Annotated in this window: 9 protein-coding genes; 5 read left to right on the top strand and 4 right to left on the bottom strand. The window is 45.3% G+C overall.

The annotated features are described in order from the left end of the window. The first annotated feature begins 14 nt into the window (after window positions 1–14). From NQ564_RS15455 to NQ564_RS15465, 3 genes are all read left to right on the top strand, one after another. Window positions 15–1427, top strand: a complete 1413-nt coding sequence (locus NQ564_RS15455) for a DUF1080 domain-containing protein (RefSeq protein ID WP_008146698.1) — start codon at window positions 15–17, stop codon at window positions 1425–1427. 79 nt (window positions 1428–1506) lie between these two features. After that, window positions 1507–3093: a TonB family protein gene (locus NQ564_RS15460; RefSeq protein WP_008146700.1), complete on the top strand. Its 1587-nt coding sequence runs from the start codon at window positions 1507–1509 to the stop codon at window positions 3091–3093. 292 nt (window positions 3094–3385) lie between these two features. Further along, complete coding sequence (locus tag NQ564_RS15465; protein WP_039847999.1) at window positions 3386–4309, top strand: TolB family protein; 924 nt, start codon at window positions 3386–3388, stop codon at window positions 4307–4309. A 357-nt stretch (window positions 4310–4666) separates the two neighbouring features. Here the strand turns inward: NQ564_RS15465 and NQ564_RS15470 are convergent, their stop codons facing one another. Together NQ564_RS15470 and NQ564_RS15475 are read right to left on the bottom strand one after the other, a co-directional pair. Then, window positions 4667–5809: an acyltransferase gene (locus tag NQ564_RS15470; RefSeq protein ID WP_008146704.1), complete on the bottom strand. Its 1143-nt coding sequence runs from the start codon at window positions 5807–5809 to the stop codon at window positions 4667–4669. A gap of 24 nt (window positions 5810–5833) precedes the next feature. Beyond that, the gene (locus NQ564_RS15475) at window positions 5834–6958 is read right to left on the bottom strand and encodes a helix-turn-helix transcriptional regulator (protein WP_008146706.1); all 1125 of its coding nucleotides are present in this window, start codon (window positions 6956–6958) and stop codon (window positions 5834–5836) included. Between the two features lie 202 nt (window positions 6959–7160). Between NQ564_RS15475 and NQ564_RS15480 the strand changes: the two genes are divergently transcribed. Continuing rightward, a complete protein-coding gene (locus tag NQ564_RS15480) occupies window positions 7161–8108 on the top strand; it encodes a fimbrillin family protein (RefSeq protein ID WP_008146709.1) in 948 nt (315 codons plus the stop codon). Window positions 8109–8694: 586 nt separating this feature from the next. Here NQ564_RS15480 and gadC read toward each other — a convergent pair. Then, window positions 8695–10281, bottom strand: coding sequence for a putative glutamine/gamma-aminobutyrate antiporter GadC (gadC, locus tag NQ564_RS15485; protein ID WP_008146710.1), 1587 nt, complete (start codon window positions 10279–10281; stop codon window positions 8695–8697). A gap of 235 nt (window positions 10282–10516) precedes the next feature. Between gadC and NQ564_RS15490 the strand changes: the two genes are divergently transcribed. Beyond that, window positions 10517–11299, top strand: a complete 783-nt coding sequence (locus NQ564_RS15490) for a potassium channel family protein (RefSeq protein WP_008146712.1) — start codon at window positions 10517–10519, stop codon at window positions 11297–11299. A gap of 305 nt (window positions 11300–11604) precedes the next feature. On the opposite strand, the gene glsA is transcribed toward NQ564_RS15490, so the two are convergent. Beyond that, complete coding sequence (gene glsA, locus NQ564_RS15495; RefSeq protein WP_008146716.1) at window positions 11605–12570, bottom strand: glutaminase A; 966 nt, start codon at window positions 12568–12570, stop codon at window positions 11605–11607. Window positions 12571–12572 lie beyond the last annotated feature (2 nt).

Genomic DNA, 12572 nt, shown 5'->3' on the forward strand with positions numbered 1-12572 from the left:
AAAACAAATACATTATGATTAATAAAACCAGTACAGTGTTCATCGCAGCCTTGATCAGCATCTTAGGGCTTACCGGCTGCGTACGATACAACGTTGCAGAACCGTTAAACCGTTTCAGCAGCCCCGAAATGGGGACTGCCGACGGCAATGAAATAACCGTAACAGCCGGATCGACTTGGTTTGCCGAAGGAGAATATGAGAACTTCATATTAACCGGACAGGCCCGCACCGAGGAAAATGCGGAAGCGGCATTGCTATTCCATACCGACGGGACGTCAGGCTATGAAGTGGCCTTCCGGAACGGAGCCATCGACGGCACACGTAAAAGCGGCAGCCTCACCTCTGTACGTAACCTCTACCGTTCGCTGGCTGAAGACGGAAAATGGTTCGACTTCGAAATTGCGGTACGCGGGCATAACATATCGGTTGCCATAAACGATACGGTGGTAGTATGTTATACTGAGCCCGAACATCCCTATCGGACAAAAGAATATGCCGGGCGTCTGCTCAGCAACGGTTCAATCGCGCTAAAAGGCAGGAACGGTGATGTCGCTTTTCGTAACCTCAACATGACTCGTTTGAAAAAAGACGCGGTCAATGAAGCAGACACAATGCCGCGGATAGACGAACAGAACGATGCCGTCATCCGTTTCCAACAGCAGAACTTCCCTGTGATAGACTACCATGTGCATTTGAAAGGCGGCCTGACGAAGGAGATGGCGCACGCCATGTCGATGAACTACGGTATCAACTATGGTGTAGCTCCCAATGCGGGCGAGGGTGGCGTAGGCCGTATGCTTGCTGACGACAAGGAAGTGTATGAATACTACAACGAAGTAAAAGACATGCCTTTCCTGCGCGGCGTACAAGGTGAAGGCCGCAAATGGACAGCCACCTTCTCACAAAAGGCTTTAGGTGTATTCGACTACCTCTTTACCGACGGAATGACCATTGTGGACCATAAAGGGCGCCTATCAAGGATATACCGCCCCGAAGAGGTACACTACGACGGTGTTACCAAAGAACAATATATGGACCATCTAGTGGACCAAACCGTCAAGATTCTGACCAACGAACCGGCCGACATCTATGCCAACCCGACTTTCCTGCCGGAAGAGCTGAATGCAGAGTATGCCAAATACTGGACCGACGAGCGTATCGACCGCGTCCTGGATGTATTGGAAAAATACAACATCGCACTTGAAATCAATGCACGTTATAAGATTCCAAGCTTCGACATCATCCGCAAAGCGAAAGAACGTGGAATCAAGTTCACTTTCGGTACGAACAATGTCGATGCCGATTTCGGCAAACTGGAATATTGTCTGCAAGCCGTCGACGAATGCGGTCTGACAACAGAAGATCTCTGGTTCCCGACCATGAGCGTACGTGGCACTCGCGAAGTGGTACTGTATAATAAGTGGTAACTTAATACATTTACGATATATTAGTAATTCCGTACTGCATAAATATTTATCTTTGTGGCAAACCTCAAAGATAAATATTATGAAGGTACGACAGATCTTCTATTCTTTTTTGGCAGCATCTCTTCTGGGAGCTTGCTCCGATACCGATCCATCCGGTAATTTCTCTTTAAACGACTGTCCGCAAGTGGCTATCCGGCAACTGGTTGGAAACGATAGCGTAGTCGTCTGTAATCTCGACCTGATAAAAGATACACTGAACATCCCGCTCAGCCAACTCATTGACGACTTCAAAATCATTAAATTAGACTCGAAAGACGAGGCATTGGTAAAAAGTTATTTTACCCATATAACAGATAACTATATCGGTGTCTACTCCGGGAGAATGATCCCTTACAAACTCTTCGACAAAGAAGGAAATTTCCTGCGTACAATCGGGAGTATCGGACAAGGGCCGAATGAATATACCCTGATATATGACAGTCAGATAGACGAGAAAAACAAGAGAGTCTACCTCCTGCCCTGGAATACAAAACAGCTGCTCGTATATGACTTCGATGGCAACAACCTCCCTCCTGTTCCACTACCGACTCGAATACCCAAAGGCATTTTCCAGGTAGATACAGACAAGGAGATCGTCACAATAGGCATTCTACCTTTCCGCTATATGGAAAATAAATCCATAATATGGCAACAGGATATGAAAGGTAACATTATACAGGAAACAGATGCCACGCCTTTTTTCACGTATGACGATTTCAGCAATGAAGTCAGCAATAACCAAAATACGGGACAGTTCGACTTCTACATTTTCCATTGGGGAGCACAGGAAGACTCATTATATCATTACGATAAAGCTGCCAACCGCTTAGTTCCTATCTTTACAATCCCGTTCGAAACAGAGGAAATCCCCAAGCATGACTATATAGAATTGCCTGGTCACTATATAGCCGAAATCACAACGAAGGTCGTGGGCGGAACCAGCATGGGAGGGATGAATATACTCGTAGACAAACAGACTTTAAAAGGATGTTACTTCAATCTCGTCAATGATTTCCTGGGAAATATGCTCATTACACGTCCCATTTTCTATTTCCAGGACGGCAAGTTCACCCTAAACATGGACCCGGGAAATCTGCTTGATGCCTTAGAGACTGTCCTGGCAAAATCCGCAAAACTACCGGATGCCGAGATACAAAAGCTAACGGAATTCAAAAATTCCATCTCCATTGATGACAATAATTATCTTCTCACCGGCAAATTAAAACAGGAAGCGAAGAAACTGACGGCTTCTACAGGAGCAGAAGCAATTCCCATACAGATAAAAAGCACAAAAGAAACTGGAACCATTGACAGTACGGAGCAGGAAAACCCAGACCTCATTTATTATACCGCTACGCTGGAGACTTGGAAAAGCTATTTTCCTGTTCATAACAAATACAAAGACTGGGATTCCAAAAACGCAAAACAGGTACTGATCGGAGCAAATATCGACAAATATGGTAAACCACATGACGTTAAGATCATCAAAAGCAGTGGTATTAAAGAATTGGATGAAGAGGCCATGCGCCTAATACAGGAAGCTCCGATCGTTCCTGCTAAAAATAAGGATGGAAAAAATGTAGAACAAACCAATTGGGGTATCCCGGTCTATTTTCCTCCCAGATAATGTAGTCATGACCCGTATTCGTCTTTATATAGTATTCTTTCGTACGACGTTGCTAACCAGCATTGTCATTGAAGTGGCTCTCGCTTTCTTGGCTTTTATCCTCCATTCAAGGGATTTTATCGGCAGCATGCTGCTATTCACCCCTACGTTCGGACTGGGGATGGATTTGCTTTATAAAGAAGGATCAATGCTACCTGAAGGAAATCAAAGAAAAAGAAGAATTAATCCCTTACGGTTATTATCGTCCCGGCTAATTTTAGTATCTTTCCGCACATATTAATTCTCAATCATTATGAAAACCTGTTGTATGATTCTTTTAGCGGCCTTCACGTCGCTCGCATCCGCCCAACAGAACGGCGTAACCAGCATATTGGAAGTACTGGACGTAACAAACGGTAGGCGCACCGTAGTCAAAGAATTCCCCTACCGTATCGAAGCACCAAACTGGACGCCCGACGGCCGGTGGCTCGTGTATAATAGCGGAGGAAAACTGTACAAACTCTCACCCGATTCGCCCGGCGAACCTGAAATGATAAACACCGGCTTTGCCACCCGCTGCAACAACGACCATGTCATAGCTGCCGACGGCAAGCAGATAGCTATCAGCCACGGGACAAAAGAAGACGGCAAATCACGCATCTATACCCTTCCGATGCAAGGAGGGACACCTCGCCTGATCACCCCGATAGCCCCCAGCTACCTGCACGGTTGGAGTCCGGATGGACGGCAACTCGCCTATTGTGCCGACCGGAAAGGCAATTATGACATTTACGTTATTCCGGTTGAAGGAGGAGAAGAAATACGCCTGACGACAGCAGAAGGATTGGACGATGGTCCCGAATATTCTCCTTGCGGAGAATATATCTGGTTCAATTCTGTACGCACGGGTTTGATGCAGGTATGGAGAATGAAAAAAGACGGCTCCGAACAAACCCAGATGACATTCGACGAAACCCGCAATTCCTGGTTTCCCCACATCTCTCCCGACGGTAAATCCGTCATCTTTATTACCTATTATAAAGGAGACCTGGAACCAGAGCAGCATCTTCCCAACAAGAACGTAGAACTCAGGATTATGCCAGCCACGGGAGGAGAGCCAAAAACATTAGTCAAGCTATTCGGAGGACAGGGAACGATCAATGTCAATTCCTGGGCTCCGGACAGCAGGCGCGTAGCATTCGTCAGTTACCGCCTCTCCTCTCCTTCCTCCAAATAAACATTCTTGGCGGTGTCAAAACCGCCAAGCTTTTCCATTGATAAACACGACTCCCAAGAAATAAAAAAAGGAATGCCATGACGACATTCCTTACCAGACACACATTTACCTCTTATTTCATACCATATTTCTGCATTCCATATTCACCTAATATTTCAAGGCATCTGAGGCACTTTCTAAAAAACTTCTTCATAGCTTCTCTCTTCTTATTTAAAACGATTCATGCAAAACATACTTGCATTAGTATAGCATAATTATGTTTTACAACACAAAAATAGAGGTAATACAGATACGTTATTCACCTCAAATGTCTATTTAACATCATTTGTACAAATAGCCGAACAAGAAAAAAGTGCCTTAGCCGATGATATATTTCGCATGCGGCAACTTACTCACCAGATAAGTAAATGACCATGAACAAATAAAGGTAAGAACAGCCGAAACAGGAACCAACGCCGGAACAGGTGTCCCGATCCACTGTGCGAACATATAAGAAGGACCGACAAAAAAATAATGCACGCAATACAAGCCAAAACCGCATTTGGTCAGATTGGCAAGGGCACGGCAAATAACCGGCGAGGTGATCCGTACTTTTCGTACCAACAGGAAAACGGCCGCCGTCATCAACAAGACGTTAGGCGAACAATAAGTAAAGAACAGCTCCATCCCCTCCTCGCTCACATTCGGATCGGATGTCATATAGCGAAAACCGGCCCATGTAATAAAATAGCCAACTAAAAACAGCGGAATCGTCATTAACAAGGTCTTACCAAGCGCCCCCTCCGTTTTTTTCCCTAAATAATGTCCTAACAGTAAATAGCCGTTGAAACCAGCAAAATAATAAAATAAGCCGAATGAATTCCATGAGCAGGTTCCGAACTGGTAACGAGAGACAAACTCCGTCAGATAAGGGATAAACAACGAAATAAACCAAAGCGACAAAAACATACGCTTCGCCTTATCCGACGCCTTCTCCACCCATGCGGAGAAGACCGGCATATACAGATAAAGCCCTATCAGCGCATAGATATACCACATCGGCGTCGCATAGACCGTAAAGGTTAGAGGAATCAAAGCGATCGTCTTCAACGCCTCTACGAACGAGGCCGAAGGATTCGGTTCCCAAGGGAAAAAATCTGTCACCAGCTCCGGGCTACCTCCTACCCACTGGATGAACCAGGGGGCCAGATCAAACAAGACAGACCAAATCAGGAATGGAAACAACACACGCGGAATACGTTTCTTATAAAAAGTGGAAGCTTCCTGCCTGACCGGCAACAAAAGAAATCCGGTCATCATCACAAAAAGCGGCACGCTGGCACGCAGCATAGAGCCATAAACAGACCCCCAAAAATTAAACTCCGGATTGGCCCTCGATTCAGGCGAAGCGTTAAACGGGTCGGTACAATGGATGGCAATCACCATCAGGATGGCGACAAGACGAAGAACATCCAGCCAGACAATATGTGGTCTGGCAGTAGTAGTTTGAACAGTGTCCATGGCAGAATAAAGATCGTTATGTGTTTATTTGCTATTCTTATACTCCGACGGAATCGTACCCGTACACTTCTGGAAAGCTCTCCGGAACGTACTGATCGAATGGAATCCTGAACGTTCGGCAATCTCCTGTATACTGACATTCGGCTCGGTATCCATCAAACGCTTACTTTCCTCGATCCGGAACTGGTTGACATAATCGGAAAACGATTGTCCCAGCTCCCGGTTAAACAATTGGGAAAGATAGGAACGGCTGATAGGAAAGATCCGTTGCAAATCCGTCAGGCGTAAATCTTCGCGAAGATACGGTTTTTCTCTTTCAAACCATGCATTTACTTCCTCTGCATAACGTTTACTGAGAACCCGGTGTTCATCATCGTCATCACCATCTTCCTCTTCTTGATACGGTAGATCCCATCCACTCTCAAAAGAATGTTCCAGGACAACCACCTTCAGAAATAACGCCTTATAGAAAAAATAATACCATACGAACAGCAGGACCGTTTTGTCGATCGCATACATCAAAGGCGTATTGGTCAGCAATAAAACAAGATAAAAACCATGTAGAGCAATAAAAATGATCATGGTTTTCTTTAACCATTCCAAATCATATTCTTCCGGATCGGAAACATTCTCTGATAAAAAAACTTTGAAATCCTTACCATACCTTGCTATCAGATAAACAGGCAGAACCATATAAAACAAGGTCAGCAAAAAGACCGTCATACGAAGCAAGACATCCATATTGAAATATTCGAAAACCTCCCGTATCGAATAGTAGGTATGAATTTCACCTCCCGACAACCGATAAGTCAGGTAGGCCAGGCCACCGAAAATAACCGGACTGATAAATAGAAGAAAACGTTGGCAGGTAAGAAAGCCAGGCCGCAATACTTCAATCACATAACAGGCGAGCATAGCTGCCACCAAAGCCCCCATGATCAGGATATCCGGATGGAAAGCTTCTTTCGGTTCATGCAGATAAAGGTTTACAGACAACCTTATGGCTGCCAGGAAAGCCCACAAAAACATACCCCATCCCAATATCTTTTTTGCCCGGTTATCACTGGCCCGAAGCAGCAGGGTGAGTCCGCCGAAAATACAGAATCCTATGATCTGCAAGCTTAATAAAAACTGAATTTTGTCCAACATAATATATCCCTCGTATCAAGTAAACAAATTGAAGCATTAAATAGTTGATCTGAACCATTAGTAGACAATTTGACGCCTGTAGATAATTTGCACCTTGTGGTTTTATACGATTTCATCGTGGTTTTATACCGAATGCACTCTCTACCTCTCCAAACTGACTGATCTTTGCACCTGTAATCACTTCACAAAAATAATACAAAGAATGAATAAATTACTACTATTTATAATGGCGACAGTTTGTATTTTTAGCTGCACAAACGACTACGATCCGGTACTCATTGAAAATTTAGGCATGAAAAAACAACCTTTAAAAATAATCACAAAGGTACTGACTACAAAGTCTCCTAATTTTATACAAGAATTTACAAGAGGATCAGTCATCGGGTTACATGTCGTCTCGGAAAACACCGGTAACATCTACGATAGTAATCCGGACTACAAAAACGTGCGGGCTGAAGCCTTTCTGATACACAACAAGTTGGACTGGCGCCAGTCACCCGAGATTTACCTGAACGAGGAACCGGTCACCGTTTATGCCTATTACCCGTATCAGTCGCAGGTTGATTTCGATCCGGAGAATATCCCGGTCCGCATATCGCCGGATGCTTCCCTGACGAAAGATTACATGTACGGGATACAGGCCAGCGGGCAACGGGCGGTCAACCAGATTTCTCCAGTCGCGTTGCTCAACATGAATCATACGCTTTCACTCCTAAGTTTCCAATTGCGAATGACACCGGAAGCGGAAGGCTGCTTCCTACTCCATGCGATACAGATCGGAAACAAAGCCGGCGGCACGGCTCTCTGCTTCGGGGGTAAGATGAACATTAAAACCGGAAATATCGGCGGATGTGCCGGAACAAATGCCTCCACCCGACTGAAACTGAATACTCCGCTCATGTTGAAAAAGATATCGGACGAGCCGCAACAACTGATGGTAATCCCCACATCGCGTATCAGGACAGACGGAGATGTGGAAGTACTCTTCACCATCAACGAAACAACATTCAAATATAAAGTTCCCGCCAATACGAAGTGGGAAAAAGGAAAAAGATATATATACAACCTTCTCTTCAACGGTAAAGACATCACGCTCGAAAATGTAAGTGCCAGCGAATGGCTTCCGGTTGATAACATCACCTGGTATTAGTCCTCAAATAAACAAGGGTAGTCCATACATTGTGAACTACCCTTGTTTCATTCTATAAATCAATATTTATCTGTTACTTTTGGCTTGATCCAAAAGTAACCAAAAGATCAAGGCTTAACCGTCCAGGCTACTCCGGGCAAAGGCTACGCTGTCGCCTGCGAAACTCGCTTCGCTCAAACAGCGCAGGCTCCGGACGCTCCGCCTTTACCCTCCGCTTGACGCCTGTCCGCTTAGGCCTTTTATAGAAAGCTGCGCTTTCTCTTGGGATGGCCGATACCGCCTGCTTCTCTCGCCTGCTTCTCTGCGATCCCGCACTTGATGCGGGAACAGGCTTGTCCCCGTGCCCCGCACGGGGCCGCAAAAGAACTGTCGAAATCGGCCATCCCCAAAGAGCCGTCAGGCTCTACCTCCGGCCTAAGCTGGTGAGCGTTAAGCGCAGAGACCGCAGTGAGCGTCTGGAGCGTCTGCTGTTTGAGCGAAGCGAGTTTCAGACGCGACAGCGAACGAAGGGAACGGAGTAGCGAGCCAGGTTCGGCCTTGACTTTTTGGTTACTTTTGGGTCAAGCCAAAAGTAACAAGTATACATTTACACCTTGCCTGACATCCCAGAAGACGATGTACCGGTTGTAGTGCGGTTGTCCGGTTCTTTAGAAGCGGAGGCGATTGTTGCAGAAGCGGCACCTGTAGTAGTGACAGTCGTAGCAGCTCCCTGTACCTGTTTGTCGACTTCCCAATGGAACGGTTCGAACGCAGTATTCGGATCCACCCAAGACGGTTTCTTGGCAGCATAGATAATGAACGGAGCGGCTACTACCACAATAGCACCGATAATCAGTACGGCAAACCAGACAGTATTGTTACCTGTCGAAATCTGGCTGGGCGGGATAAAGCTCAGTACGAAGGCGAGCAATGAACCGCAAAAACCAAGACCGCCGATAAACCACATCAGTCCGTTACCATTCTTACCGATACGGAACGGACGACCCGCTTTCTTCATCCGGTAACGCAATGCGATTGCACCGGAGAACATCAGCATATACATAATCAGATAAAGAATAACCGTCAACTGTGACAAAATCTGATAGAAGCTCTGTACGGAAGGCATAACCACGAACAACAAACTTAGGAATGTAACAGCCAAACCTTGAACCAACAAAATATTTTTCTGTACACCCAACTTGTTTGTTTTCTGGAAGAACGGAGGCAGATAACCGGCTTTACCAACGGCAAAGATACCTTTTGAGGGACCGGCAACCCATGTCAATACACCTGCCAACACACCGAAAGCCAACGCAACGGCAATAACGGGCGACAACCAGGAAGCATGGATAAATTTAAAATAGTTGTCAAAACCAACCAGCAAACTCTGCGTCAGATTAATATCTTTCTGCGGGATAATGATACCCAATGCGAATGTTCCCAACACGAAGATCAACACGGTAATCAACGCACCGATAAACACAGCCTTCGGATAATTGACGGAAGGATTTTCGACATCTTTCACATGGATACCCCCCATTTCCATACCAGCATAAAAAAGGAATATACTGGACGCAAGTACCAAATTATCGAACTTCGTGAAGTCGGGGAAGAAATTGCTGTGGAAGTCCATATTGGAATGACCGCCGGAAGCCAGATACACGATACCTAAGATAATCAATAAGGCAGCCGGGATAATCGTACCAACGATACCACCCACTTTAGCCACTTTACCTACCCAGCTCAAACCTTTCAAAGAGATGAAAGTGGCAAGCCAGTAAATAATCAATACCACAACCAGCGTGTACACTTTGTTTGAAGCCAGCGTCATGTCATGCGCATCGTTCATCCCGATAAACGCAATAGAAACGGCCCCGAAAGTCAATACGGTCGGATACCAGATCGTACTTTCAATCCATTGTACCCAGATAGCCAGGAACCCCCATTTCTTACCATAGGCCTCTCCTACCCATCGGAACACTCCACCCTGCTTATCCTGGAACATGGCGGCTAATTCGGCTGCCACCAACGAGGTAGGAATTAAGAACACGATTGCTGCAAACAGATAATAAAAGGCTGAACTTAGTCCATACACAGCCTCAGCCGGCAGTCCGCGAAGTGAGACGACTGCCGTAACATTCATAATCGCAAGAGTAAATACTCCAAGTTTTGCTGCTTTTCCAATATTTGCCATGAATTTTACTATTAAAATGTGAATTTTGTTTAGTTTAGTTTCGCTTGTATTGACAGTATAACAACTCCTTTTTGTGTTAGTTTGTCAACAAGATGTCAAACTTGGTTAATTAACAGACAAGTGTTAAAAACAAAAGGTGTCATTTTGTTGTTTCATCCGATAAAATATCTATTACTTTTGGCTTGATCCAAAAGTAACTAACAAATCACCATTTAGTAAATAATATCTAAAGACAATGAGAACTGCATTCAATGATTTTTTTTATGAAAAACGAGGTATCTACGGAGTACTTCATGTGATGATATTGCTGCTATCGCTATTCCTCATCGTAGATATTTCGATCGACACGTTCAATAATATACCGTTCATCTCGCAAACCTCGTATCTGAAAACGCAGTTCTGGATCTGTATGTTCTTCATTGCCGATTTCATATTGGAGTTTTTCTTATCAAAAGATAAAATTCATTATTTGCAAACCCATTTTCTCTTCCTGCTGGTTTCGATTCCTTATCTTAATATAATAGATTACTATGGCTTTACTTTCTCGGCCGAGGTGACCTATTTCCTGCGTTTCATCCCGCTCGTACGCAGCGGATGGGCACTGGCGATCGTCGTCGGCTGGCTGACTTCGAACCGGGCTTCCGGCCTCTTCGTCTCCTACCTGACGATGTTGCTGGCAATGGTCTATTTCTCCAGCCTGATCTTTTTCGTGATCGAACAGAAAGTGAATCCCGAAGTCAAGGATTACAGTGACGCTCTCTGGTGGGCTTTCATGGACGTGACGACCGTAGGTTCGAACATCATCGCGATCACCCCTACAGGACGCATCCTGTCGGTCCTGCTGGCTGCTCTCGGCATGATGATGTTCCCGATCTTCACGGTCTATGTCACGAGTCTGGTACAGTCTGCAAATAAGAAAAAAGAAGATTATTATAATAAAACGCATCTCACTCCCTCCGGACAAGCAGTTGATACCCAGCCGGTCGTCATTACTCATAAATCCGATAACCCACAGTAACGAAAACAGTCGTCATGCCAAAATTCTGCGCAACTCACAGGGAGATTGCATTGAAACACATCCGACATGATAAAAAACACGAATTTAGAATTATCAAAATGTCACTACTACCCCATCCAAATCGGATTACTACCCCATGTTTTTGGAATTACTATTGCGGGTAATATTTTTTAACATTACAGAATGCGCTACTTTACCGAATAAAGATAATAAAATGATAAAATTATTTCCACAAAAAACGAGCCTCCCGTCTCCCTGTTAAATACAGGGGCGTGGAGGCTCGTCAACTAAAAGAATAAACCGTTTTAATCGGTGATTGTAAACCGGGTACTGCCAAAAATGGAGATGCCCAATTTATTCATTATGTATTTTATTGCCAACTGTGCCTTTACAGAGTTGCCGGAACTGTCCAAAGGAGGTGCAAAGGCAGAGATGCCGAAGTGCCCGGGCATGATACCCATCACGCCACCGCCTACACCCGTTTTGGCCGGAATACCGGAAGTATACAACCAGTCTCCCGTACGTTCATAAAAACCGACTGTAGCCACTAAAGAAGTGATTTTTGGCGACAAGGAGGCGTCAAAAACAGGCTTCTTGGTAACTGGATTCACGCCGTTGTTGGCAACGGTTGCTGCGGCAATGGAAAGCTGTTCGGCTGTGATACCTAACGAACACTGGCGGGTGTACAGGTCGAGCGACATATCCGGATCGTCATAGATACGGTTGTAGTTCTTCAGTAACCAGGCGATAGAACGGTTATTGAAGTTGGTGGCAGTCTCTGACTTGTACAGTTCATCGATCAGTTGCGGAGCACTCCCGCAAAGGTCGGTGATGTTGGAAACGATGGCTTCCCACTTCTTGTCGGAATTACCGACCGGTTGCACCATACTGCAAGCCGTGATCGCACCGGCATTTACCAGCGGAGTGGAAGGATGGTCATTTTCCAACAAGATCGCCATGATGGAGTTGAAAGGAAGGCCGGTAGCATCGGCACCGATCATCTTCAGTACTTTCTCGGCTCCGTACTGGCGAAGTGCCAGGATAGCCGTATGCACTTTCGAGACAGACTCGATCCCGAAACGGTAGGAAGAATCTCCTAATGTAATGATCTTACCGTCCAACAGGCAGATACTAATACCGAACAGGTTCTTGTCGATATTAGCCAGATAAGGGATGTAATCGGCATTCTTACCACCTGTATTATCCTTGAATTGCTCGTAAGCCTCCTGTGCAGCTTCTTTTATTTGTGAAACAGAAATTGTTTTATTCATGA

The sequence above is a fragment of the Parabacteroides johnsonii DSM 18315 genome (genome assembly GCF_025151045.1).
In the GTDB taxonomy this organism is placed as follows: Bacteria; Bacteroidota; Bacteroidia; order Bacteroidales; family Tannerellaceae; genus Parabacteroides; species Parabacteroides johnsonii.